The organism is Halorubrum luteum (genome assembly GCF_054652935.1).
The window spans coordinates 810,221-834,623 of the sequence record NZ_BAAIGT010000002.1; the positions used below are offsets into that span (position 1 = coordinate 810,221).

Annotated in this window: 25 protein-coding genes and 1 tRNA gene; 10 read left to right on the forward strand and 16 right to left on the reverse strand. The window is 65.9% G+C overall.

Features of this window, described 5'->3' with window-relative positions:
• Positions 1-68 precede the first annotated feature (68 nt).
• Complete coding sequence (locus ACYQ0R_RS04025) at positions 69-1,643, forward strand: ABC transporter permease (RefSeq protein WP_459821041.1); 1,575 nt, start codon at positions 69-71, stop codon at positions 1,641-1,643.
• 42 nt (positions 1,644-1,685) lie between these two features.
• Here ACYQ0R_RS04025 and ACYQ0R_RS04030 read toward each other — a convergent pair whose 3' ends face one another.
• The 5 genes from ACYQ0R_RS04030 to ACYQ0R_RS04050 form a co-directional block, all read right to left on the reverse strand.
• On the reverse strand, positions 1,686-2,186 hold the full coding sequence (locus tag ACYQ0R_RS04030; protein ID WP_459821042.1) for a Tfx family DNA-binding protein: 501 nt from the start codon (positions 2,184-2,186) through the stop codon (positions 1,686-1,688).
• Positions 2,187-2,362: 176 nt separating this feature from the next.
• Positions 2,363-2,824, reverse strand: a complete 462-nt coding sequence (locus tag ACYQ0R_RS04035; RefSeq protein WP_459821043.1) for a TRAM domain-containing protein — start codon at positions 2,822-2,824, stop codon at positions 2,363-2,365.
• 84 nt (positions 2,825-2,908) lie between these two features.
• On the reverse strand, positions 2,909-3,256 hold the full coding sequence (locus ACYQ0R_RS04040; protein ID WP_459821044.1) for a hypothetical protein: 348 nt from the start codon (positions 3,254-3,256) through the stop codon (positions 2,909-2,911).
• A 107-nt stretch (positions 3,257-3,363) separates the two neighbouring features.
• Positions 3,364-3,816, reverse strand: a complete 453-nt coding sequence (locus ACYQ0R_RS04045; protein ID WP_459821045.1) for an RNA-binding domain-containing protein — start codon at positions 3,814-3,816, stop codon at positions 3,364-3,366.
• Positions 3,813-4,424, reverse strand: coding sequence for an AAA family ATPase (locus tag ACYQ0R_RS04050; protein ID WP_459821046.1), 612 nt, complete (start codon positions 4,422-4,424; stop codon positions 3,813-3,815). The genes ACYQ0R_RS04045 and ACYQ0R_RS04050 overlap by 4 nt, the downstream gene beginning before the upstream one ends.
• 129 nt (positions 4,425-4,553) lie before the next feature.
• On the opposite strand from ACYQ0R_RS04050, the gene ACYQ0R_RS04055 reads away from it, so the two are divergent.
• Positions 4,554-4,628: transfer RNA gene (locus ACYQ0R_RS04055), tRNA-Arg, on the forward strand.
• Positions 4,629-4,657: 29 nt separating this feature from the next.
• On the opposite strand, the gene ACYQ0R_RS04060 is transcribed toward ACYQ0R_RS04055, so the two are convergent.
• Positions 4,658-5,503 (reverse strand): eIF2B alpha/beta/delta subunit family protein, encoded by an 846-nt coding sequence (locus ACYQ0R_RS04060; RefSeq protein ID WP_459821047.1) that lies wholly within the window; start codon positions 5,501-5,503, stop codon positions 4,658-4,660.
• Positions 5,504-5,615: 112 nt separating this feature from the next.
• On the opposite strand from ACYQ0R_RS04060, the gene fer reads away from it, so the two are divergent.
• A complete protein-coding gene (fer, locus tag ACYQ0R_RS04065; protein WP_459821048.1) occupies positions 5,616-6,413 on the forward strand; it encodes a ferredoxin Fer in 798 nt (265 codons plus the stop codon).
• Here the strand turns inward: fer and ACYQ0R_RS04070 are convergent.
• From ACYQ0R_RS04070 to ACYQ0R_RS04085, 4 genes are all read right to left on the reverse strand, one after another.
• On the reverse strand, positions 6,405-7,571 hold the full coding sequence (locus ACYQ0R_RS04070) for an Mrp/NBP35 family ATP-binding protein (RefSeq protein ID WP_459821049.1): 1,167 nt from the start codon (positions 7,569-7,571) through the stop codon (positions 6,405-6,407). The genes fer and ACYQ0R_RS04070 overlap by 9 nt on opposite strands.
• A gap of 252 nt (positions 7,572-7,823) precedes the next feature.
• Entirely contained in the window at positions 7,824-8,027 is a 204-nt protein-coding gene (locus ACYQ0R_RS04075) for a hypothetical protein (RefSeq protein ID WP_459821050.1), read from the reverse strand.
• Positions 8,027-9,346, reverse strand: a complete 1,320-nt coding sequence (nrfD, locus tag ACYQ0R_RS04080; RefSeq protein ID WP_459821051.1) for an NrfD/PsrC family molybdoenzyme membrane anchor subunit — start codon at positions 9,344-9,346, stop codon at positions 8,027-8,029. Before nrfD ends, ACYQ0R_RS04075 begins: the two co-directional genes overlap by 1 nt.
• Positions 9,346-10,737 (reverse strand): 4Fe-4S ferredoxin N-terminal domain-containing protein, encoded by a 1,392-nt coding sequence (locus ACYQ0R_RS04085; protein ID WP_459821052.1) that lies wholly within the window; start codon positions 10,735-10,737, stop codon positions 9,346-9,348. Before ACYQ0R_RS04085 ends, nrfD begins: the two co-directional genes overlap by 1 nt.
• Positions 10,738-11,957: 1,220 nt before the next feature.
• Here ACYQ0R_RS04085 and ACYQ0R_RS04090 point away from each other — a divergent pair.
• The 3 genes from ACYQ0R_RS04090 to ACYQ0R_RS04100 all read left to right on the forward strand — a co-directional run bounded on the left by ACYQ0R_RS04090 (position 11,958) and on the right by ACYQ0R_RS04100 (position 14,128).
• Positions 11,958-12,461, forward strand: coding sequence for a DUF367 family protein (locus ACYQ0R_RS04090; protein ID WP_459821053.1), 504 nt, complete (start codon positions 11,958-11,960; stop codon positions 12,459-12,461).
• Positions 12,462-12,553: 92 nt separating this feature from the next.
• On the forward strand, positions 12,554-13,837 hold the full coding sequence (locus ACYQ0R_RS04095) for a tRNA pseudouridine(54/55) synthase Pus10 (protein WP_459821054.1): 1,284 nt from the start codon (positions 12,554-12,556) through the stop codon (positions 13,835-13,837).
• 69 nt (positions 13,838-13,906) lie between these two features.
• Positions 13,907-14,128, forward strand: a complete 222-nt coding sequence (locus ACYQ0R_RS04100) for a DUF7525 family protein (RefSeq protein WP_459821055.1) — start codon at positions 13,907-13,909, stop codon at positions 14,126-14,128.
• Positions 14,129-14,192: 64 nt separating this feature from the next.
• Here ACYQ0R_RS04100 and ACYQ0R_RS04105 read toward each other — a convergent pair whose 3' ends face one another.
• Both ACYQ0R_RS04105 and ACYQ0R_RS04110 read right to left on the reverse strand, forming a co-directional pair.
• Positions 14,193-14,369, reverse strand: coding sequence for a 50S ribosomal protein L37e (locus ACYQ0R_RS04105; RefSeq protein WP_459821056.1), 177 nt, complete (start codon positions 14,367-14,369; stop codon positions 14,193-14,195).
• Positions 14,366-14,608, reverse strand: a complete 243-nt coding sequence (locus ACYQ0R_RS04110) for an LSM domain-containing protein (RefSeq protein ID WP_459821057.1) — start codon at positions 14,606-14,608, stop codon at positions 14,366-14,368. The genes ACYQ0R_RS04105 and ACYQ0R_RS04110 overlap by 4 nt, the downstream gene beginning before the upstream one ends.
• Positions 14,609-14,913: 305 nt before the next feature.
• On the opposite strand from ACYQ0R_RS04110, the gene ACYQ0R_RS04115 reads away from it, so the two are divergent.
• The 3 genes from ACYQ0R_RS04115 to ACYQ0R_RS04125 all read left to right on the forward strand — a co-directional run bounded on the left by ACYQ0R_RS04115 (position 14,914) and on the right by ACYQ0R_RS04125 (position 18,325).
• On the forward strand, positions 14,914-16,266 hold the full coding sequence (locus ACYQ0R_RS04115; RefSeq protein WP_459821058.1) for an RNase J family beta-CASP ribonuclease: 1,353 nt from the start codon (positions 14,914-14,916) through the stop codon (positions 16,264-16,266).
• Complete coding sequence (gene idsA3 / locus ACYQ0R_RS04120; RefSeq protein WP_459821059.1) at positions 16,263-17,309, forward strand: geranylfarnesyl diphosphate synthase; 1,047 nt, start codon at positions 16,263-16,265, stop codon at positions 17,307-17,309. The genes ACYQ0R_RS04115 and idsA3 overlap by 4 nt, the downstream gene beginning before the upstream one ends.
• A gap of 89 nt (positions 17,310-17,398) precedes the next feature.
• Positions 17,399-18,325, forward strand: coding sequence for a DMT family transporter (locus ACYQ0R_RS04125; protein ID WP_459821060.1), 927 nt, complete (start codon positions 17,399-17,401; stop codon positions 18,323-18,325).
• A 144-nt stretch (positions 18,326-18,469) separates the two neighbouring features.
• Here the strand turns inward: ACYQ0R_RS04125 and ACYQ0R_RS04130 are convergent, their stop codons facing one another.
• The 3 genes from ACYQ0R_RS04130 to ACYQ0R_RS04140 all read right to left on the reverse strand — a co-directional run bounded on the left by ACYQ0R_RS04130 (position 18,470) and on the right by ACYQ0R_RS04140 (position 21,680).
• Complete coding sequence (locus tag ACYQ0R_RS04130) at positions 18,470-18,943, reverse strand: PaaI family thioesterase (protein ID WP_459821061.1); 474 nt, start codon at positions 18,941-18,943, stop codon at positions 18,470-18,472.
• A 206-nt stretch (positions 18,944-19,149) separates the two neighbouring features.
• Positions 19,150-20,031: a DUF8155 domain-containing protein gene (locus tag ACYQ0R_RS04135; protein ID WP_459821062.1), complete on the reverse strand. Its 882-nt coding sequence runs from the start codon at positions 20,029-20,031 to the stop codon at positions 19,150-19,152.
• Complete coding sequence (locus tag ACYQ0R_RS04140) at positions 20,028-21,680, reverse strand: histidine kinase N-terminal 7TM domain-containing protein (protein WP_459821063.1); 1,653 nt, start codon at positions 21,678-21,680, stop codon at positions 20,028-20,030. The genes ACYQ0R_RS04135 and ACYQ0R_RS04140 overlap by 4 nt, the downstream gene beginning before the upstream one ends.
• A 217-nt stretch (positions 21,681-21,897) precedes the next feature.
• Here ACYQ0R_RS04140 and ACYQ0R_RS04145 point away from each other — a divergent pair, with 217 nt between their 5' ends.
• Positions 21,898-23,343, forward strand: a complete 1,446-nt coding sequence (locus tag ACYQ0R_RS04145) for a metallopeptidase TldD-related protein (RefSeq protein ID WP_459821064.1) — start codon at positions 21,898-21,900, stop codon at positions 23,341-23,343.
• Between the two features lie 16 nt (positions 23,344-23,359).
• Here ACYQ0R_RS04145 and ACYQ0R_RS04150 read toward each other — a convergent pair whose 3' ends face one another.
• A complete protein-coding gene (locus ACYQ0R_RS04150; RefSeq protein ID WP_459821065.1) occupies positions 23,360-24,403 on the reverse strand; it encodes an ABC transporter ATP-binding protein in 1,044 nt (347 codons plus the stop codon).

The following is a 24,403-nucleotide window of genomic DNA, read 5'->3' on the forward strand; positions in this document are numbered from 1 at the left end:
CCCACATCTTGCGAGCCAGTTTTCAGAAGCCGTATATTCTCTCACGGTGAACTCAGGTACAGCTACTCGTGTTCGAGACCGTCCGGCGAGATGACGACGAAGAGGAGCGGTCAGCTCTCGGGCTCCTGTTTTTAAGCGGCGTCATCGCCGTCCTCGTCACGTCGCCGCTGCTGTGGCTGTTCCTCCGCGCGGTGCAGGTCGACCCGGATCGAGCGGTCTCGCTCGTCGTGTCGACCCGGACGGTCGAGATCCTTGCGAACAGCGTGGGGCTCATGGCCGCCGTGACCGCCTTCTCCGTCGTGATCGGCGTTCCGCTCGCCGTGGTGACGACCGGCACCGATCTCCCGTACGACCGGTTCTGGACGATCGTCGCCGCACTCCCGCTGGTCATCCCGAGCTACATCGGCGCGTTCGCGTTCGTCCGCACGTTCGGCAGCGGCGGCGAGGTGAGTCAGGCGATCGGCGTCCCGCTACCGGCCGTCGAGGGGTTCTGGGGCGCGACGCTCGTCATCACACTGTACACGTATCCGTACGTGTTCCTCTCGACGCGGGCGGCGTTGCTCTCGCTGGACATGGAGCTCGTCGAGGCCGCTCGAAGCCTCAACGTACCCCCGATCGAAGCGTATCGACGCGTCGTGTTTCCCCAGATCCGACCGGCGATCGCCGCCGGGTCGCTGCTCGTCGCCCTGTATGCGGTCTCGGACTTCGGTACCCCAGCGTTCATGCGCGTGAGCGTGTTTACCTACGAGATCTACGTGGAGTACGGCGCGTTCAACGTCGAGTACGCCGCGCTGCTCTCGATGCAACTGCTCGCGGTGACCGCCGTCATCCTCCTGATCGAAGCGCGGGTCGGTCGCGACTCCGGCTCCTCGGGCGGCGGCCGTACCGCCCGGATCCGGCTCGGGCGCTGGAAATGGCCGGCGATGGTCGGGATCGCCGCGATCGGCGTCGTTACGCTCGTCGTCCCGGTCGCCATCTTCGGCGCGTGGGCGCTCCGTGGCCCCGACGGCAACGTCCCCTCGCTCGCGTTCGAGTGGGGTATGGCGCTGAACTCCGTCTACCTCGCGACGATGGCCGCGGCGGTCGCGTGCCTGTTCGCGATCCCCGTCGCGTACTACTCCGCCCGCTCCGATACCCGGCTCTCGCGGCTGTTCGAGCGCGCGACGTACGTAGGGTTCGCGGTCCCCGGCGTCGTCATTGGTCTCGCGCTGGTGTTTTTCGGCGCGAACTACGCGCCGTGGATCTACCGGACGGTGCCGCTTCTCGTGTTCGCGTACGTCGTCCGCTTCCTGCCGCAGGTCGTCGGCACGACCCGGTCGGCGGTGTTACAGGTCGATGACCGACTCGTCGAGGCCGCCCGGACGCTGAACGCCGGCCCTCTCGAGACGTTCCGGAAGGTGACGCTGCCGCTGATCCTCCCCGGCGTCGTCGCCGGCGGCGTCCTCGTCTTTCTCACCACGATGAAGGAGCTGCCGGCGACGCTGATGCTCCAACCGATCGGCGTCGACACGCTGGTGACGGTGATCTGGGCCGCTCACGAGACGCTGTACTATCAGTACGCGGCCGTTCCGGCCCTCATTCTGGTGGTTATCTCCGGGCTCTCGATGGTCGTCCTGTTGAGACAGGAGTCCGGTCTCGGATGAGACGGTCGGTCGTCGTCACGATCCGCGACCGTCAGCGACGTGTTACGGCCGACGAACCCTGAGCGTGCCGTCGGCGGCGACGGTGACGAACAGTCGACTGCGGACCTCCCGACCCTGCACCGCGTCGCCCGCGCGATCGCCGATCGTCTTCATCAGATCCGGGGCCGTCTTGTTCACTTTCACGCCGGCCTCGTCACAGGCGTCGTACACGAGGTTCGGTGTGTCGTACAGGTCGGTCCCACCCTCGATCTCGACGCGAACCGGCGCCGACAGCGCCTCGGCGAACGCGACCGTCTCCCTCGCGCGCTCGACGTTGTCGCGCGCGCTCGATTCGACGCTCGAAACGTTCGCCCGGGAGGTTCCGAGCCGATCGGCGATATCCGACTGGCGGAGCCCCTGCTCGCGGAGCGCCAACACCTCCGCTTGACGGCGCGTTAACACGCTGTCGTCGGCGTCGAACCCCGCACGCTCCAGCAGCTCCGCCGCGTCGACGTCGTCGATCGGGCTCCCGTCACCACCGGGCTGCCCGTCGTCTGCGACCATACGCGTACAGACGTGGGCAGGCATCAAAAAGGGCAGGCGTCACAAAGCAGCCACAAAAGCAGGCGTCAACAAGAGACGTCGTCGACGTACGTCGGCGGTCGACACGCGAACGGTCGTCGGTCGGGGAAAACGACGGCGTCCGGACTGTCCGTAGGGGCGTCTTGCCCGCGATCGACTCACTTACCCCAGAAGTTCTCCCGGCTTCCGAGCCGCTCGCGGTCAGCGCGAGAGGGTCGATCCCGCTCCTCCTCATCCTCGCTCGCGGATGCTTGCTCGTCGTCTTCCTCCTCTTCGTCACCCTCCTCCGGGAGTCGCTCGACGATCTCCTGTGCAGTCGCGTGGTTGGATTTCACGCGGTGGATGGTAACGCGCGCGCGCGCCGGCGGGAGCAGCCCGTCGACGAGGACGATAAAGCCGTCGTCGGTTCGACCGACCCCGGCCCCGCTTTCGTGCATGTCGTCGACTTCGATGACGACCTCCTCACCGGGCTGAACCGGCTGCTGTTTGAGCTCGTAGATGGGCATGTCGTAGTGGTTACACCACTCCGCGCCACCTTTGTTGCCGTAGTGTTGACACCCCATCCCCTGGATGCGTTCGTCGAAGCTGGGGCAGTCGTCGGCGAGTGGACAGTCCGCCATGGGGTCGAATAACCCGGGCGCGTTCTAAACGTTTCCGACTGGCGAATTCGGCCGTACGTCCATTCGGAACGTCGCTTCGCCGGCTCAGAGGAACTCTCGGACGTCGGAGTACCACATGTCGTGATGGTCGACTTCGCCGACGCCGTCGGCGATATCGACTGCGAGCGAGTGCCAGCACCGTGCGTCCGGGTCGTCGCGGTCGAGGTTGTACGTCGCGTCCGCGCAGTCGCAGCCGCCGTCCTCGACGACGTACTCGTCCTCGTGGCCGACGACGACGGTGAAATCCCGGTACCGTTTCACTCGCTCCTCCGCGACCGCCTCGATCGCTCGCTTGCCGCGGTCGCCGTGCGTCTCGACGATGGCGGCGGCGATCGGTGCCGTGAGCTCGCCAGCCGCGTCGAGCGCCGCGCGCCAGTCGTCGACCGGCTCCATACCCCGTCGTTCAGGTGCGTCCACCTAAACGGCGTCGGTGCCGGAGACGCTGCTGCAGTCGTTCGGCTCCGCCGACTGGAGCCACGGGGATATCGTCGCGACGGGAGTCAGTAGTCGTCCGCCTCGGGGTCGTAGCGGTCGCCGTACTCCCGAACCGGGTCGACCGGCTGTCCTTCGTCAGTTTCGGGCGCGATGTAATCGATGAACTCCTCGACGGACGGCTGACGAACCCGGACGTCGACGTCGATGTCGCCGAGCTCGTCCGGGTCGCCGACTGAGAAGTTGACGACGTCCTCGAAGGCGGCCTGCTTTTTCAACGCGAAGGAGAACCCGTCGTCGGTCATGTTCCGGCGGAACACGCGGCGTGCGGTGTCGAGGATCTCCTGTTCGTGGAGCACGTCGGAGAAGGCGTCAAGCGTGTGCGTCTCCGCGACGAGCCGGCCGTCCTCGTGGGTCGGATCGGCGTTCGGGAACACGTTCTGCACTGCGTCCGCGACGCGGTCCGTCACCTCCGTGTCTCGAACCGGCGTTTCGATCCGGACGTCGATGCTGTATATCATGCGGGGTCACCTCCGACGTTCGCGTCCTGCCCACTCGCCGGACGAGAGGCGGGCGAGGCGTCGTCCACGTCGAGTAGCTCCCGGATCCGGTCGCGGAACTCGGCGAGGCTTCCGGTGTTGTCGACATCGACGTCCGCTCGCTCGATCGTCTCGCCGAGGCCGAGCTCCAGCTCCCGTTCGTCGCGCTTGCGGAGTGCCTCGAGGTCCGAGTCGGAGTCGTCACGGCCCCTGTCGTCGAGCCGCTCGGCGCGAGTCTCGAAGGGGGCGTGGATCGCCACGAGCGTGAACCGGTCGCCGAACGCCTCGCGGAAACGTTCGAGCTCGACGGTCGACCGGAGGCCGTCGACGAGGACGGCGGTGGAGTCGTGCGTCTCGCTCGCCTCCCGGACCCGGGGAAGCGTTCGCTCGGCGACCGCCGCCGCACCCTCCTCCTCCCGGAGAGTTTCGGCCATGCGGCCGTGATGTTCCGCCGGGTCGAGCCCGCGTCGGCGACACTCCTCGCGGATCACGTCGCCCATGACGACGACCGGGACGCCGACTGCATCGGCGACGTTTGCCGCCTCGCCTTTCCCGCTACCGGGGAGGCCGACCGTTCCGAAAACCTTCATTACCGCCGGATACTGCCGTCGCGGACTTATGTCTGCTGTTGGACGGCCGACCGCTTCGACGGCGTCGGCCCCGTAGCGCCGATCCGAACCTCGGAGCTTTTTATGCGCCGACGCCAAGCAACGCACCGAGGGCACGTAGCTCAGCCAGGATAGAGCGTCGGACTTCTAATCCGATGGTCGTGGGTTCGAATCCCACCGTGCCCGTTGCCTGCGAACGACGTGCATGCGTCGACTCACAGCTCCTCGACGCCGTTGTCGGTGATGATCGTGTCGATCATCCCGATCGGGGTCGCGTCGTAGCTCGGGTTCTCGATGGTGACGTTCGCGATCGGTTCCCGCATCACCTCGACGGCGTCGCGGAACTCGTTTTCGAACCGGAACTCCTCGATCCGCTTCGCGCCCGACCCGACCGTCGTGACGGGAACGTCCAGCTCTCGGGCGGTGACGACGAGGGGGAACGTGCCGACCCGGTTGTAGTACGTGCCGCCGGTCATACACGTGATCCCGAGGAGGACGCGGTCACAGTCCCGGAGCGCATACCCCATCGCGCCGTCGACGACCATCCGCGTGTCGACGCGGTCCATCGCCGCACACGCCCGCGCCGTCTTCCGTCCGAGCGTTCGCGGGCGAGCCTCCGTGACGTACACGGTGAGGTGTTTTCCGTCCATCGCTGCCGTCTCGATCGACTCGAGGACGGTCGTCGAGTAGTCGTGCACGAGCAGCGTCTCGCCGTCGCCGATGCGTTCGGCGGCGTTGGCGGCGGCGGCCGCCTTCGACGTCTCGACGTCGTCGACGACGCGCTCGATCGTGTCCTCTAGCAGCTGTTTGACGCCCTCCACCGTCGTCGCCTCGCCGACCACGGAGCGTTCGACCTCGCGCATGGCGTTGTGGAGCGCGGCGTGAGAGGGGTTCGACCGGCGCAACACGCCGGCGTTGTGTTCGAGATCGCGCTCGAACTCGTCGACGGTGATGTACTCGCGGTCGAGCAGCTCCCCGAGCGCCCGCGTCGCCTTCACCGCAACCACCGACGTGCTATGTGTCTGCATCGCCCGGATCTCGGCGACCGTCTCGTCGATCATATCCGATCGGTCGGCGGGAGCGTTCAAAGGGGTTCCGGGGTCGGCGACGCGGGTCCCACGCCGCGGGACCACCCCCCGAACGTTTTAAGCTGACGGTGCGAACCGCTCACGTATGACAGACTCGACGCTTTCGGCCGACGAGCTTCGTGAGTGGCTCGAGCACGTACGCGACCGGTCGACCGCCCGATGGCTGATGATCGCGATCGCCAACGAGGAGGGCGTCGACGTCGACGACCTGGCGAGCTGGTACGACCTCTCGGCCGGCGAGATCCGTGACTGGATCGACGCGCTCGACTCGCGTCCCATCGTCACGATCGCGGAGGCGGAGGGGGTCTCCTTCGAGGAGCTCGCGGCGGGATACGGGCTCGCACCGGAGACGATCCGTCAGTGGTTCGACGACCTGGAGTCCGAACCGGTCGACCGCGCGGCCGACGTGATCGACCGCTACAGCCAGCGGGACGCCGCGCCGGTCGTCCGACGCACCGATGCGCGCGTCGAGTGGCTCGACTACGACGCGATCGAGGCGCACGGCTGGTCGATCGACGACGAGGATCTGTTCGCAAAGGCGTCCGACGCCGGGCTCAGCACGGAGGAGTACGGGCGCGTGCTCGTCGAGCCCGGAGAGACGATCCTCGAGGCGGCCGAGAACCGCAACCTCACGTGGCCGTACGCCTGCCGTGGCGGCGCGTGTGCGAACTGCGCGGTGTTGGTGAAAGAGGGGGACGTGGCGATGCCGGGCAACCACGTGCTCACCGACGAGCAGGTGTCCGGGATGAACGCCCGGCTCACCTGCGTCGGCGTCCCGGTTACCGACCGAGTGCGGCTCGTGATGAACGTCCAGCGGCTCGACCAGTTCGAGGGGTTACGGCTCCCCTCGCCGCTCTCGGAGAGCGAGTCGACGCTACCGTAGCCGGGTTCCGTCGTCGCTCGCGGCGTCGCCCGCGCCGTCGTCCGCGCTGGCTCCGCGTACGTGTGCGCGTCGGCGGCGCCGTCCGACCTCGTCCATCACGTCGCCGGCCAGCCTCTCGAAGATCGCTGCCGTCTCACCGTCGCCGTACACGATCGGTTCGCCGGTCTCGCCGGCGTCGCCGATGGACGGATCCAGCGGGATCCGACTCAACAGCGGAACGTCGAACTCCGCGGCGAGCGTCTCGCCGCCGCCCGACGCGAACACCTCGTGGGTGTCCGCACAGGTCGGACAGACGAACGTGCTCATGTTCTCGACGACCCCGAACACCGCGGCCTCGTGCGGCTCGAACTGGTTTACTCCCTTGCGTGCGTTGTCGAGCGCGACGTCCTGCGGGGTCGTCACGGTGACCGCACCCATCACCGGCATCTGCTGGAGCATCGTCAACTGCGCGTCGCCGGTTCCCGGCGGGAGGTCGACGACGACGTAGTCGACGCCACCCCAGTCGACGTCGTGCCAGAGGTCGGTGAGCATGCTGTCGACGACCGCACCCCGCCACACCACCGGGTCCGTATTTTCGACCAGGAATCCGACGCTCAACACCTTCATCCCGTGTGCGTCCACCGGCAGGATCGTGTCGTTCGGTCCGGCTTGGACCATCTCCTCGCGCACGCCGAGCATGCGCGGGACGTTCGGGCCGTACACGTCGGCGTCGAATATCCCGACGTCGGCCCCGCGGTCGGCGATCCCGGCGGCGATGTTCACCGCCACCGTGCTCTTCCCGACGCCGCCCTTTCCGGAGGCGACGGCGATGACGATCGGCGCGTCGTCCGTCCGTCCAGCGGGCGTCTCGTCGTCGATCGCCACCGACAGCGCGGGCTCGTACCCCAGATCCTCTATCGCCTCGCGAACGCGCTCGGCGAGCGCCGTCTCCGCGGGGGAGTGCGGCGCGCCGACCGCGAGCTCGACGTGTGCGGTCCCGTCGACGACGTCGATCGCGCCGACGAGGCCGCGAGCGACGATGTCGGCGCCGGACTCGGCCTCCTCCCCTCGTTCGCTGGCGGCTTCGTCTCCGAGCGCTCGATCCCCTGCCGTATCCTCGGTAGTCGCCGGCTCCGGTGCCTCGATCGCCCGTAATCGCTCTCGGACCGTGTCTTCCATGCTGATATCGCCGTGATCGGGAGATGAGGGCGGCGAGGGTTTGACTGTGTTGCATTCGCCATCCCGCCGTGAGCACGGACGACTCCGTGGCTGGCGTTCGATCCAGCGGGCGTGACGCGGACGCGACGCGAGAGAAGCGGACGGGGTTCGGGAAGCGGGCACGATGCGAGAGAAGCAGGCACGATGCGAGAGAAGCAGGCACGATGCGAGAGAAGCAGCCGCGGTTCGAGAAACGAGTGGGCGGCTTCCGAGTCAGAACGGCGTGAGGAACCCGAAGACGACACCCATCATCGCCGTCGACGAGATCATGAACACCGCCATGGCCGCCATCACACCGAGGCCGATTCCGGCGGTCCGGAAGTCCCGCGGTTCACCGAGCAGCCATCCGGCGAGGACGGCGTATATCGGCAACAGCAGGATGCCGAACAGCACGTAGATGCCGATCGTGGTCGTCATTAGTCGCTCACCTCCGTTCTGACGTCGGCGGTCGCGTCGATCTCGCTCGGCTGGCGGCTCATCGGGACGAGCCGGGTCGCGACGGTGAAAAGCAGGATCGCTACCACGATCGCTCCGATCGCGATCACCCACTCCACCAGCGTCGGCACGTACGTCCCGACCTCGTAGGGGAGCCCCGAGGGGTACAGCAGCGGCTCGATGACGACGAGCTGTTTTTTGACGAAGACGGCCCACAGCATCGGGACGCTCACGATGGCGAGCCCGACGCCTTTCACGATCATCCGCTCGCGGAACGCCGCGAGGATCACGACCGGGATCGCGATCGCCGCCATCGCGAGCCAGAAGTCCGTCGCGAAGTGGCCGTACAGCATCGCCTCACCGATACGCGACTCCGCGAGCGGAGCCATCGGGAACAGCTTCGGCAGCATCTCGTTGAACAGGATCACGAGGTAGACGAACCCGAAGAGCGTGAGCGCCTTCCCGACGCCGACGAACACCTCGGTCGGGAGCAGCTCGTCCCAGCCGTACAGCGCCCGGAGGATCCCGGCGATCAGCGCGATCGCCGCCACGCCGGTCAACAGTCCGCCGGCGAGGAACGAGACGCCGGCGATGCCGCCGTAGTAGCCGGCCTGCGCGCCGACGACGCCGAGCAGCCAGCCCGGCACCATCCCGCCCGTGAACGCGAGGATGAGCAGCGCGAGGCCGAGCCACCGGAGCATCGACGCGAGCTTCTCGTCCTCGTCGGGCTGGTACCCCGCGGTGAGCGCCGTCCCTAGCAGCTTCGCGTGGACCGGCAGCTCGTCGAGGTTCATCCCGCTGAAGTCGCGCCGCAGCGAGAGGATAAGCATCGTCGACGTCATCACGAGCAGCGCGGTGACGAACGTCACGTCCCACGCGAGCGGGGAGTACTGGACCGTGACGAACCACGCGGTGAGGATGTTGAGCACGCGGTCCGGCCGCCCGAGGTCGAGGACGATCAGGTACGCCGCCGAGAGCCCGGAGATGAGCCCCCAGATCTCGCCGATCCGAGCGATGACGTCGTATCGGTCCAGCTCGCGGTAGCGGATGAAACCGACGACCGCGATACAGCCGACGGCCATGCCCGCGAACCACTCGAACGTCCCGATGTAGATCCCCCAGGTGACGCCCTCCTGGGTGCCCCAGCTGGCCAGGTCCGTAACGACCAGACCGTGGCGGAGCTGGTGGATCACCGCCTCGAGCATCACCAGCGAGACGAGTCCGAGGACGGCGACGAGTCCGATGAACTTCTTGCTGAACGTCGTGAGGGGGGCGAACACCCCGTCAGCTGCGGTCGCCATCAGTCGTCACCTCCGTGGCTGCCGAGTTCGATCTCGTCCCTTCCGGGACGCTCCCGGGTGAGGCCGTGCTCGTCCTCGCCGGTCGGTCCGTCGACCTGCGTCGCGGTCGGCGAGGGCTCGTTGCCGACGTAGACGACGTTCGGCTCCGTCCCCATCTCCTCTAAGAGCTTGTACGTCGGCTGGTCGCCGATGTCCTCCGAGAGATGCTGGCGCGGCGCGCTCTCCTCGTCGTTCATGTCGCCGAAGTGGATCGCGTCGACCGGACAGACGTCCTCGCAGGCGCTCGTCCCCATCAGGTCCTCGTCGCCGCTGTCCTGACGGTGGGCACAGAACGTACACTTGCCCATCGTCCCCTGCGGGGCCGGACCGGCGGCGGTGACGCCGCCGACCTCGGTGTCGTGGTCGAACGCCTCGCCGGCCTCGCCGGGGTCGGCCCACTGCAGGTAGTTGACGCCGTACGGGCACGCGACCTCGCAGTACCGGCAGCCGGTACACTGGTCGTAGTCCGTGAGAACGATCCCGTCCTCCTCGCGGGTGTATCGCGCGTTCGTCGGACACGCGGTCTCACACGGGGCGTCGCTGCAGTGCTGACAGGGACGGGTGAGGAACTCCTCGTTGTCCGTGTAGTCGTCCTCCTCGTAGCGGAGGACGGTCATCCACAGCGCCTCGGAGGGGTTGTCGTTCTCCTCGTTACAGGCGTCCATACACTGCAGACAGGCGATACACCGTTCGGTGTTGATCGCCATCCCCATCTGGACGTCGGAGTCAGGGTTCGACCCGCCGTCGTCCGCGGCGACGCTCCGGCTCGCCTGCTGGACCGCGCTCAGACCGACCGCGGCCGCGCCGACGCCCGCCGCCCCTTTCAGCAGCGAGCGGCGCGTCGGGTCGTCCTCGCCGGGGACACCCGGAAGCGACGAGCCGTCAGGGGCCTCGGGCGGCGAGCCGCCGTCGAGCAGCGAGGCGTCGGCGGCGGCCGCTCTCGTCGGCCGGTCGTCGACGCCGAACTCGGCGAGCGTCTCCGCGTGGTGGTTCTCGTGGTACTCGGCCTCGTCGAGCGACCCCTCCGCGACGCGGCGCGCGCCGCGGGCGAGCTCGATCCCGAGCTCGGTGTCGTACTCGGTGTCCGCGAGGATCTCCTCGGCCCACGCCTCCCACTCGGGGTCGTCCGGGTCGAGCGGGGGAGCCTCCCGATCCGGTGCGTACTCCTCGGCCATCCGTGCTCGGTCCTCGTGGTACTTCGCGTGGAACTCGGCCTCGCTCAGGTCGCCGTCGGCGACGCGTTCGGCGTCCTCGGCCATCCGCTCCATGAGCGAGTCGACCCACTGGTCCCACTCCGGACGCTCGGGATCGTCCGGGGGACCTCCCTCAGTTCGTTCGTCGGATTCCCTCATCGTGGCTCACAGTACGTTGTTCCGGCCTTACCCCCTTCACCCCGATTGTGTACATTGAAGCCATTTATAACTGGAGCGCCGAGGACCACATCTCTCACGAACGATCATAGGGGTCGTAGCACCGTTGTCTCGGTGGGTATTCCACGATCGCCACCCGAACCAGTCGTGTGACGCTGCTTGGATCGTGAGAGATCGCGGGCGTACGTCGCTCACGAGGGTGGATGAGGGGTTTATACGTGATTGCGTGATGGATCTGGAGGTGATTTATAAGTGAGTCGCGGGAGCGATAGCTCCGCGACGAACGATCTGAAAGCCCCAGCCGGGAGGCGGGCGCACGCTCGCTGCGCGCTTCGGTCGCTCACGTCGTTCGCTCCCTGCAGTGCTTGTGTCGCCTGCGCCCGCCTCCCGGCTGCCCCTTTCGATCCCACCCGACCGCACCGCAACCGCACCTCACGCCTCCCCAGCCTCGTCGGCGGCTCGCGCGTTCCGCGCTCGCCGCCGCCTCCCTCGCACGCGCTCCTCGCGCCCTAGAAAGGACGCTCGGAGGCGCGCGCCGACCGCCCGCAGTCGCCTGATAAACGAACAATGTTTTGCTTGTGGTTGCGGTGGCGCGCGCCGCGAGCGGGCCTTCGGCCCGTGAGCGAGCGCGCGAGGGAGACCGGAGGGGCCGCCGAGCGGTTCCGGCGGCCCCTCCGGTCGAGGCTGGGGTGGTCCGAGGCTGCGGTGCGGGGCGGGACTGGAAGGGGCAGCCGCGAGGGCGAAGCCCGGCGACGTAAGGACCGCAAGGAGCGAACGCAGTGAGCGACTGAGGACCGCAGCGAGCCGCGCGAGCCGTCGCGGCTGGGGCTTCCAAGTCGGTCTCTGCTCCACTGCTCATTTATATACCACTCCTCACCGCGCTGAATACACCTTTATAAACCACACATCGATTCTCGTATGCGCAATATACGCCCGGTATCGAGCACGAAGCACGCAGCGTCGCACGGCTGATTCGAGTATGAATTCATGCAACGAACACCATGGCAAAAGTTCTATGACACCCTAACCGCCGCGTCTTGCGAGCGACGGGTTCGCGCTTTCCCGCGAGTGACGGGTCGCGTTTTCCCGCGAGTGACGGGTTGCAGCCTCCTGCGGTCCGCGCGTCGACGGGTCGCTGTCTCCGGCGGTCCGCGCATTCACGGCTCCGAACCGGTTATACCCGCCGCCGGCCAATCACCGGTGTGGACCTGCACGTCCGATACGAGGGAGACGACGACCCGAATAAATGCACCGCGCGCAAGCTCGCGCGATTCGATCTCGCGGAGCTGCACCGCTCGGACCGCGCCACACCGTACGGATTCGTGTTGAACCCGCACGCGGAGCGCGCGCTGTCGCCCGCGGACGCCGACGCCGCCGCGGCGGAGGCGCTCGTCGCGCTCGACTGCTCGTGGGAGTCCGCCGGCGAGAAGCGCTTCACGCTCCCGGGCGACCATCGCGCGCTTCCGTACCTCGTCGCCGCCAACCCCGTGAACTTCGGCCGGCCGATGCGGCTCACGACCGTCGAGGCGTTCGCCGCCGCGCTGTGGATCCTCGGCGAGCCGGACCACGCCGAGCGGATCCTCGCGAAGTTCACGTGGGGCGAGACGTTTCTCGACCTCAACGCCGAGCCGCTACGGCGGTACGCCGCCTGCGAGGACTCGGCCGAGATCGTCACGATCCAGCAGGAGTATCTCGACCGGGAGTAGGCGGTCGCGCGGACACGCCCTGCCCGTCGCCCTCTCGCGTCCGCGTCCCCACGTTTAGTAAGACAGTTACCCCGTCGGCCGCTGGTGTCGCCATGGACGTACTGGAGGTCGCCGCGGACGCGACCGCGACGGGACCGGTGTGTGACGCCTGTCTCGGTCGACTCGTCGCCGATCGGAGCTTCGGACTGTCGAACGCCGAGCGGGGAACGGGGCTCCGTGTGTCGCTCGCGCTCGCCCGCGACGACGACTACGACCCGGTCGACGTCGCCGACTGCTGGGTGTGTGAGGGGCGCTGTGGAGCGTTCGACGCGTGGGCCGAGCGAGCCGTCGACGCCGTCGAGGACGTCGAGTTCGCCAGCTACAACGTGGGCACTCGTCCGCCGCCGCTGATCGAGGAGAACGAGCTCCTGCTCCGCGAGGAGGTCGGTCTCGACGAGGACGCCGGCGAGCCGTTCAAATCCGAGTTCAACCGCGAGGTCGGCAAACGGATCGGCCGGCGGACGGGGACGGAGGTGTCCTTCGACCGCCCGGACGTGCAGTTCACGATCGATCTGGCCGCGGACGAGATCGACGCCAAGGTCAACTCCACGTTCGTGTACGGTCGATATCGCAAGCTCGAACGGGGCGTCCCGCAGACGGAGTGGCCGTGTCGGGAGTGTCACGGCTCCGGCCGTCAGGGTCGAGAGCCGTGTGACCACTGCGGCGGATCCGGCTACCTGTACGACGACAGCGTCGAGGAGTACACCGCACCGATCGTCGAGGACGTGATGGACGGGACCGAGGCGACGTTCCACGGAGCGGGCCGCGAGGACGTCGATGCGCGGATGCTCGGGACGGGCCGTCCGTTCGTGATCGAGGTCGAGGAGCCGCGGCGGCGGCGGGTCGACGTGGACCGGCTTCAGTCCGACATCAACGCGTTCGCGGATGGCGCGGTGGAGGTCGAGGGACTGCGTCTCGCGACGTACGACATGGTCGCGCGCGTGAAAGAACACGACGCGTCGAAGCGGTATCGCGCCGAGGTGGCGTTCGACGACGACGTGACCGCCGAGGCGCTATCGGACGCGCTCGACGAGCTGGAGGGTGCAACGATCGAGCAGTACACCCCGAACCGGGTCGACCACCGCCGCGCGAGCATGACGCGCGAACGGGAGGTGTACGAGACGGACGGCGAGCTCGTCGACCCCCGTCACGCGACCGTCGAGATCCACGGGGCGGGTGGACTGTACATCAAGGAGCTGATCTCGAGCGACGAGGGACGGACGGAGCCGAGCCTCGCCGGACTGCTCGGCGTCGACGCGGCGGTGACCGCGCTCGACGTGCTCGCCGTGGAAGGCGAGACCGAACCGTTCGAGCGCGAGGAGTTCTTCAGAGACTGACGGGCGGATCCAGCGAAGACTGATCACACATCATCATTTATAAACAGCAGCCGACCCTACGGGCCGGACATGGCGGGGTCGACACCGCAGCGGCTCACCGACGTCGGCGTTCGGCGTGCGCTCGTGTACGGGCTCCTCGTGGGGGCTGCGGCGTATCTTATCGCGACCGCGTACGGGCCACAAGGAGTGTACACGCGGGTGGGGATCGCGACGGTGCTCGCAGGCGCATACGTCGCGATCGTACACGCGGTCGGTGTTCGGCGAGCCGATCGACGAGTCCAACGTCGGTGAGGTCGCGGATTCCACGGTGCAGCCGCTTTCGATCGGTCGGTGCGACGGCCAGAAACGGATCGGCTCAGTTGTCGCCAGCTTTCGACTGCCAGGCGTAATCGCGGCGCTCGGCGGAGTTACCGAAGCCGCACGAGGCGCAGCGCTCCTTTTTGAGGTGGTAGGACGTCTCACCGCAGCGGCGGCACTTCACGTGGACGGTCTTGTTCTTTTTCCCTTGAGAGGGCGTACCGGAACCGGTCATGCTTTGATGGTGACGACGTTATCGCCGCGTATAATCGTTGTGTCTTCGATGGCGACGGCGAACTCCCCGTCGAGATCGTCGTCGACGCGGTCGTCGACGGTGGACTCCGGTTCGATAACGACGTTCATATGCTGGTCGTAGCCGGAGAGCAGTCCGTAGTACGTCGTTCCGTCCTTCAGATGTACCGTCACGGGCTCCTCGAGCGACGCTTCGAGCACGTCGAGGGGTCGTCCACTCATTACGTACATCGCCGCCCGTCGCACTATTAAAAATACCGGGTACGATCGAGCCGCGAGACCGACTAACGCGGCTGCAATCCACCGATACGACTCGACCAACCGGCGCTGACGACGGTGGAACCCGGTAGTTTTTAAGATGGGGCCCTGTATCGTGACGTATCACACTCCCGCGGGACACGGTGAGCCGACGTCGGCTCGGCCGTAGCGGGGCCTTCACCGACGCGCTGTAAGACGCCGGGGCTGACGGCCCCTCCATGCGGGTTTCAGTGACAACACGCCGCTTCGCGGCGTCACAACCACACACCATGGAAATAGAAATCGCAACGATCGGCGGATACGAGGAAGTCGGTCGACAGATGACGGCCGTCCGTGCGGGCGAGGACATCGTTATCTTCGACATGGGCCTGAACCTCAGTAAGGTCCTCATCCACGACAACGTGGAGACCGAAAAGATGCACAGTCTCGACCTGATCGACATGGGAGCGATCCCGGACGACAGGGTCATGAGCGACCTGGAGGGCGACGTACAGGCGATCGTCCCCACACACGGCCATCTCGACCACATCGCGGCGATCCCCAAACTCGCCCACCGGTACGACGCTCCCGTCGTCGCCTCCCCGTACACGATCGAGCTCGTGAAACAGCAGATCGAGGGGGAAAGCAAGTTCCAGGTCGACAACGACCTCGTGAAGATGGAAGCGGGCGGCACGATGCGGATCGGGGACTCCGAGCAGGTCGAGATGGAGTTCGTCAACGTCACCCACTCGATCATCGACGCGATCAACCCGGTGTTACACACGCCGGAGGGCGCGATCGTGTACGGGCTCGACAAGCGGATGGACCACAGCCCCGTGATCGGCGACCCGATCGATATGAAGCGGTTCCGCGAGATCGGCCGGCAGGACGAGGGCGTCCTCTGTTACATCGAGGACTGTACGAACGCCGGGCGAAAAGGCCGGACACCGTCCGAATCGGTCGCCCGAAAGCACGTGCATGACACGTTCAAATCGATGGAGGACTACTCCGGCGGCATCGTCGCGACGACGTTCTCCTCACACATCGCTCGCGTGAAGTCGCTCGTCGAGTACGCCCGCGAGATCGGCCGACAGCCGGTGCTTCTCGGTCGTTCGATGGAGAAGTACTCCGGTACTGCCGAACGGCTCGACTTCGTCGAGTTCGAGGGCGACATCGGCATGTACGGTCACCGGAAATCCGTCGACCGCGCGTTCAAGCGCATCATGAAGGAGGGGAAGGGGAACTTCCTCCCCATCGTGACGGGCCACCAGGGCGAGCCGCGCGCGATGTTGACTCGGATGGGCCGCGGCGAGACGCCGTACGAGCTGGAGGACGGCGACAAGGTCGTGTTCAGCGCTCGCGTCATTCCGGAGCCGACGAACGAGGGGCAGCGCTACCAGTCGGAGCAGCTGTTAAAGATGCAGGGAGCACGCATCTACGACGACATCCACGTGTCGGGGCACCTCCGCGAGGAGGGCCACTACGAGATGCTCGATGCGCTGCAGCCACAGCACGTCATCCCCGGCCACCAGGACCTGAAAGGGTTCTCGCCGTACGTGAACCTCGCGTCCTCGCAGGGGTATAAGCTCGATCGTGACATCCACGTCACGGAGAACGGAAACACGATCCAGCTCGTCGAATGACGAGTAAGACGACGGAGGCGCGGGTGCTCGACGCCATCCGCGAGCGGCGCGAGCTTGTCAACGCCGCTATCGACGAGGAGCTGCCGATACAACGCCCCGAACGACTGTACGAGGCGTCACGGTACATCCTCGAAGCCGGTGGAAAACGTCTCCGCCCGACGGTGACGATGTTGGCGGCGGAGGCCGTTTCCGAGGTGGAGCCGATGAGTGCCGACTATCGGTCCTTCCCGACGCCGGACGGCGAGGAGATCGACCTCATGCGCGCTGCGGTGTCGATCGAGGTGATCCAGTCGTTTACGCTGATCCACGACGACATCATGGACGAGGACGATCTCCGGCGCGGCGTGCCGGCAGTCCACGAGCAGTACGACACCTCGACGGCGATCCTCGCCGGCGACACCCTGTACTCGAAGGCGTTCGAGATCATGACCGAGACGGGGGCTGACCCCGGAGACGGGCTGGAGGCGATGCGGTTGCTTGCAACGACGTGTACGGAGATCTGCGAGGGGCAAGCGCTGGATGTCGCCTTCGAGTCCCGCGACGACATCCTCCCCGACGAGTATCTGGAGATGGTGGAGCTGAAGACCGCCGTGCTGTACGGCGCGGCCGCCGCGACGCCGGCAGTCCTGCTCGGGTGTGACGAGGACGTCGTCGACGCGCTGTACCAGTACGGGATCGACTCCGGCCGTGCGTTCCAGATCCAGGACGACGTACTGGATCTGACGGTGCCATCGGAGCAGCTCGGTAAGCAGCGCGGGTCAGATCTCGTGGAGGAGAAGGAGACGCTGATAACCCTCCACGCCCGCCAGCGCGGTGTCGACGTCGACGGACTCGTCGACGCGGAGACGCCCGCCGAAGTGACGGAGGCGGAGGTCGACGAAGCCGTCGCTGCGCTAGAGGAATCCGGGTCGATCGCGTACGCCCGCGAAATGGCCGAGGAGCTCACGACGAGGTCGAAAGACCATCTACGCGTGCTGCCGGACACCGAGGCTCGATGCCTGCTCGAGGACATCGCCGACTACCTCATCAGCCGCGGCTACTGACCGACGCTTTCGAGCCACCACGGTCCCTGCCCACACCCCCCAACGACGAAACGGACACCGATTTATTTGCCGGCCTCGTGAGTTGATTCGTGTCCCGCTATCGCAACGTTCTCCTGTTTTTTACGCTCTCGGTGCTGTGGGGTGGGTCCTTCGTCGCCATCGAGGTCGGCCTCGACTACTACTCGCCGGTGTTGTATGCGGCGTATCGGTTCGACATCGCCGCCCTGTTGCTCGTGACGTACGTGCTGGTCACCGAGGACGCACCGCTACCGCGAACCCGCGGAGATACGGCGGCGATCGCGCTCAGTGGTGGTCTCTCGGTGGCAGCCAACAACTCGCTGCTTTTCGTCGGTCAGCAGTACACGACGAGCGGGATCGCCGCGATCACGTACAGCCTCGTTCCGATCGTCACGGCGGCGACTGCCGCGGCGTGGGTCGGTGCGTCGAGCCTCGACGCACGCGGAGCGATCGGCGTCGTGTTGGCGTTTCTCGGGGTGTCGCTCGTCGCACAGCCGGATCCGGCCAACCTCGTCGGAGGCGTGACCGTCGGCGTTGCGCTGATCTTCGTCGGCGTGATCGCCGTCTCCGTCGCCAGCGTCGGGCTCCGGGTTGTCGAGACGAGTTTCTCCAGTATCACGCTCACCGGATGGGCGATGCTGTTCGGAGCCGCGGCGATGCACGGGATCAGTGTCGGCCTCGGCGAACCACAGCGGCTGCCGGCGACGGAGCTTCCCGCCGTGGTCGCGCTCGTGTTCCTTGGCGTGTTCTCGTCCGCGTTGGCGTACAGCATCTACTTCACGCTGCTCGACCGGCTTGGCGCGTTCGAGATCAATCTCGTCTCGTACGTCGTCCCCGTCGTGGCAACCGTCGGGGGCGTCGTGCTGCTGTCCGAGCCGGTAACGTGGCTCACCGTCGCCGGATTCCTCGTGATCGTTTCGGGGTTCGTCCTCGTGAAACGACACGCGATCGCCGAGGAGGTTCCGAAACTAACCGCCCGAGTCGGGGGGATCCTATAATATTCTCCGAGACGTGGACATGGCGGAGGAGCCACTCGATCCCTCCGCGATTCGCGGCCAGAATCGTCGGACACGAGTCGTCACCGGACGGTGCGGCCGTTCGACCGGGAGTTCGACATCGGCCGGAACCGTCCCCACCGCAGGTCACTCCGAGTCGGCGTCCCGAAACAGTCTGAACGACCCCTGTCCGACGACGACATCGGTCGTTTCACCGTTCGTCGCACTCGTCACTCGCATCTCGCTGACGCCGATCGATCGGCCGGAGCGTACGACGTCCGCCTCCGCGCGTAAGTCTCCCGTCGCCGGACGCAGGTAGTTCGTCGTAAGGTTGATCGTCGCGACACCGCCGGCGAACGGATCTTCGAAGGCGGTCCGCTGTGCAACACCCCCCGCGGTGTCTATCAGCGTCGCTGCGACGCCGCCGTGGATGGTTCGTCCGTCCGCATTCGTCAGCTTTTCGTCGAACGGAATCGAGAGGACGACTCGTCCCCGCTCGACCGTTTCTACCGAGGTGTTCAGCCATGAGAGATAACCGTGCTCCGACTCGATCCGCCGTTTCACTGCCGACACCGCGTTCGACGGCAACGGATCCATCGCACCGGGATCGAACTCGCTCATACTCGCCCAACGATGTCGTGATGCTTGTATCTCGGGGAACGGCGGCGAACGCGCGCGACGTGCATTCAATTTTAAGCCGGATACCGCAACCAGACGTTCCATGAGCTGAGTCGTCGTCCGCGGTGGTCAAGGCGGGTGTCCGGCACACCACCGCGGGAACAACCGTGCCGGCTGTTCGCCATTCCGTCAGCCTCGTCTCTCGTTTCTCATCCCACTCCGAGTCGGACCGGATCGTCGGTTTCACGGAGCGTTACCGTCACCGACTGCCCAACGGACAGTCCCAGATCGGAGCCGACGATCTTCACGCCGGCCCGGCCGTTGCGAGTCGCGAAAAGCGACAATCCAACCGCTCGTGTGCCGTTCACGATGACTGCAACCGGCTCCCACTCGACCGATCGGTCCCGAACGGTCCCGATGGACGTTCCGAGCAGAGACAGGTCGCCGTCCGTCGGTGCGAACGTGCCGCCGCCCGCGTAGTGCGTGAGTCCACCGTCAAGCGGCACCCCCTCGTCGCTCGCGAGCGCTACGAACGACCGACCGGGCGTCGGATGCGACGGCGCGTCGAGGACGACGTACGTCGGACCGCGCTCGACGACATCACCCGTCCCGTCCCACTCCATCGGGAGCACGTCGACATCAGTCTCCACCGGAAGCGATCCGCTCGCGCGGAGCGCACTTACACCGGGCGGACGGAACCCGAGATGCACGTGGTTGTCGACCCACGGTCCGAAGAAGCCTGACCGCGTCATCGGACCAAGCACGTCACCGACCGAGACGTGATCGCCGGCGTCGACCTCCGGAGTTACGTGAAGGATGCGTGCCGTCGTTCCCTGCTTGACGCCGGCGCGACGACACCACGCCTCGTCAAGATCGACAACGATGAGATGATCGGTGGCTGCGGCGTACGACCTCTCCGGACAGCCGACGGTACGAGTCTCACGTACCGTTCCGGACACGGGTGAAACTCCCTCATCTCCCGACGGATAGAGATCGACCGCACGTCCGCAGTCGTGCGCGGGATACGGGGAGTTGTACCGCGAGAACCGATGATATCGATCGAGCACGTCCGACGGGACGGTAGCCATCATCTCTCGGACCCGGTGCCCGTTCTCGCCGTTTTGGTTTCGGCAGGATCGACGCCGGTAACTTCGAAACACGCACCGTCGAGGGGTCCGTCTACGAGTTCCACCGTCCAGCCGTGTGCATCAGCGATGTCGCCGACGATCGAGAGTCCAAGTCCCGGCCCGTCGTCGGCGACACGAAGCCGGACACCGCTCTCGATCGCGTCGATCGCGGCGCTCACCCGGACCGTCACGCCGTCGCCACCGTGTTCGATCGCGTTCCGGAACAGGTTCGAGAGTAGCTGTTGCAGTCGGTCTCGATCGGCGCGTACGTCGAGGTCAGCGTCGAGTTCGAGCGTCGCATCCACGGTTTCGAGTCGCGACCAGACGGTTCTGGCGCTCGCATCCAACGAGACGGTCTTGAACGTATCCACGGTTTTCCCGGCAGTCGCAAGCGACAACAATCCGTCGATGAGATCGTCCATGCGGTCGTGTGCGTCGGCCGCCCGTTCGAGCGCGTCCTCGTGCTGGCCGGTGGTCCGCCGAGCCAGCTCGACGGCCGCCGCCGCGGCGGCGAGGGGATTTCGGAGAGCGTGAGAGACGACGCCGGCGAACGCCTCGAGCCGCTCGTTCTGTCGTTCGATCTGTGCCTCCCGGCGTTCAAGCTCCGTCTGACGCCGCTCTCGTTCGGTAACGTCGTTGAACAGGACGACGTATCCACGGTCCGAACCGCGGGGATCGGTGATCGAGTCCATCTGGACGTCAAACCGGCGGGTACCGACCGCAAGCGGTCCGCCGTCGTCGCCGTCGAGAGCAGGAAGCGCCTCGCTAAGCGACGTTCCGATCGGATTTGCGGAAAGTAGCTCGCCGGCAGCGGGGTTGAGATCACGTATCCGTCCATCCGATCCGGCTATGATGACCGGGTCCTGCATCACTTCGACGGCAGTGTCGCGCGCGGCTACCGACGCCTGAAGCGTGTCGAGCCAGAAGACGGTTCCGTACAGGAACGCCCCGTGGATCACGAATCCGACCGCCGTCCGTTCGAGATGGCTAAAGCTTCCCACGTCGACGATGGTCGCGAACCCGGCTACAATCGGGAACAGCGTGCCGAGCAGTGCAAGGAACGTCTGGAGACGGAATCGATTACCGGTCCGACGGTACAGATCGGCGATCGCGAGAATGCCGACCGCGTACAGCGTGTACGCGTACAGCACGAACGCGATGCCGATCGGTCCGAGGCCGAGTTCGATGAGCGTAAACGAACCGTCAGAGACGGGCGCGAACGATCGACGTGCGAGACCGTGGGTGCAGTTTGACCACGCGGCCAGCACCCAGAGGAACGCCGGCGTCGACAGCGCGACGATCCGCCGTTCGGTTCGCCAGCCGTCGTACCCCGCGTACCTGAGCGCAAAAAGGACGAACAGCACCGGCATCGCGGCGAGAATCGGGGTCGCGAGCTGGACGGCTATCGACATCATCGTCGGGTCGGAACTTGCGATACGGAGCGCGTACAGCAGCGACAGCGCACCACCACACGCGAGGTAGAACACCACCTCGACACCGCCGGGCTCCTCACGTTCCGACCAGGACTGATGAGCGAGCCAGAGGCCGATCCCACCCGCGAGGAGGCACGCAAGGAGATACCCCTGCACCGGGAGTGCGCCCAGATCGCTCATCGATACATCATGCAGTGAAACGAGGGTGAAAACGTTTGCGTCATACACGGATTCGTACGGATCCCGTTGCGCCAGCTGACGACGGTCGCGGAGTCTCGTGCCACCCGTCACCGGTCACCAAGCCGGTCCATCGCCACGAGATGAGAGCTGCATACTCCACGACGACGCTCTCCACCTGCCATGAACATTCAAGTTTCGAGAACCGGAACAACGCCTGATGGACGAGCACGGGACTGTCGTGGACGCTGTCGATGAACTATTGGCCATCTTGGAGTCGGATACTCGAGTGTCGTTTGCGGAAGTTGGTGGCGTCACGAGGGATGCGACGGAAATCGTCGGCACGACGAAGGGCGTGCGGAGCGCGAACGAGTGGATCACGACCGGCGTTTGGTGCCGTGTATTCGCCGACGGCTCCGCAGGGTATCGGTTCAGCACCGAACTCTCGCCGGAGTCGCTCTCCGAGATGGCGAACCGTGCAACGACGGGCGGCGACCAACTAGCACAATCGCTCACCGGTCAGGTCGACGTTGCATCGACGTACCGCGGCGTCCACGACGGCTGGGAACGCGAGTCGGTCACGGAGCGGCCCCTCTCGGAGAAGCGCGAGCGACTAACGGAGGCGCTCGACAACGTGACGACCGCTCTGGACCGCGCACGAGTGCAGTACGCCGATGAACGTGTGGACTGCTCGGTCGCGACGACCGCAGACAGCGCCGTTAGGACGACAGTCGATCGTGCGCGTGTCGACGCGACAGTCGTTCCTGATGGCGGAACGAAAGTTCGACGCCACTACGGGAGCACCCGAGGAGCGTCGCTTCTCGACGAGGTGGCCGATCACATTGCGGATGCCGACCGTGACGCACGCGAGATCGCGGGCGCGTCCGACGCCGCTCGTCCGTCGGGACCGACGACGGTGCTTTTGAGTCCGGAAGCGGCCGGGCAGCTCTGCCACGAGATCGCCGGATACCTCGCTGCTGACGTGGCTGCGTTCGGCTTTTCCCCGTTCGAGAGGGGCGATCGACTGACGGACGCCCCACTGACTATCGACGACGAGATTCGCGCGGGATCGTGGGCTGCAGTGGCGTACGATTTCGAGGCGCGACCATCGACGCCGGTCCGACTGGTCACTCAGGGACGCGTGGAATCGTTTCTGCACGACACGACGACGGCATCCGAGGCTGAGCAGATCCCGGCAGGAAACGTGATCCCGGCAATCGGGTTCGAGCAGCCGCCGCGGATCCATCATCGGCATCTGAGCGTGCATTCCGGTGCCGCGAGCCAAGAGTCGCTGTTATCCGAAGCGGACGTATACGTCCGCCGATTCGGATCGCCGTTTTATCGCGACGAGTTCGAGCGGACGCAACGCAGTGGAGCCATGCCACCGAGCTCACTGTACGCGCACGACGTCGCCGAACGTATCGGGACCCGTCCCGATGCTGGGACCATAGAGCTCCCGATAGCCGAGGGGTTCCTCGTCGATAACGGCGAACTCGGTGCTGCCGTCGACTCGACCGTCGTCTGGACGGCCGACGCGCTCGAAACGATAGACGGTATCGGGCGGGCGCGGTCGACGATAACGGGTGTCGCGTCGAAACACAAATCGCGAATGCCGTACGCGGTTACGGCACCAGCGATCCGAATGGAGCTACAGTGTGAACCGTGACTTCTCCGCGTTCGCGTCAGGTTTCGGCGGGGTCGTACAGGTGACACGCGACCTCTCGGTCGTCATCGAACTCCACTTTCTCCTCGAGTGGGGGTGATTCGGTTTCACATATCTCGCCGATGTACTCGGGACATCGCTCGTGGAACCGACAGCCCGAGGGAACGTCGATCGCGTCACCGACCTCGCCCGCGAGTTCGACCCGCTGGCGCCCGATGCCGGGGTCCGGAACCGGGACCGCGTTGATGAGCGACCGAGTGTACGGATGCTTCGGATTCTCGATCACTCGCTCAGTCTCGCCCTTCTCCACGATCACGCCCATGTACATGATCGCGAGTCGATCACACATGTGACGAAGCAGGGAGAGGTCGTGGCTAATGTACACCACCGACAGGTCGAACTCCTCCGTCATCCGCTCCATCAGGGACAACACTCCCGCACGAAGCGAGACGTCGAGCATGCTGACGGGCTCGTCGGCGACGATGAAATCCGGATCCAAGACGAGCGCTCGCGCGATAGCGACCCGCTGCCGTTGTCCGCCGGACAGCTCGTGTGGATACTGGTCGAAGTACTGCTCCGGTGGCTGGAGCTCGGCGAACTCCAGTGCACGCCTGACACGGGCCGTCTCGTTTCCTAGGTCGTGGATCCTGAGTGGCTCCGCGATCGTGTCATACACGGTCATTCGAGGATTTAACGACTCGAACGGATCCTGAAAGATCATCTGTGCGTTCTGACGGAACTCTGCTAGGTCGGTGTCGTCCGGATCGGTGAGATCCTTGCCTCTGAACTCGATCCGACCGTCCGTCGGTTCGTGGAGTTTCACGAGTGACATCCCCGTGGTCGTTTTACCACAGCCCGACTCTCCGGCTAGACCGAGCGTTTCGCCCTGTTTAAGATCGAAGCTGACGCCGTCGACGGCGTGGACGTAGTCGGGTTCTGACCGCGTCGCCGCACGGAGAAGACTGGATATCACTCCCTCGTCGGTCTGGAAGTACTTTTTGAGTCCCTCGACTCGAAGCAGCGGACCGCCCTCGGAACGAGGAGATGGGTCGGCGTCGCTCAT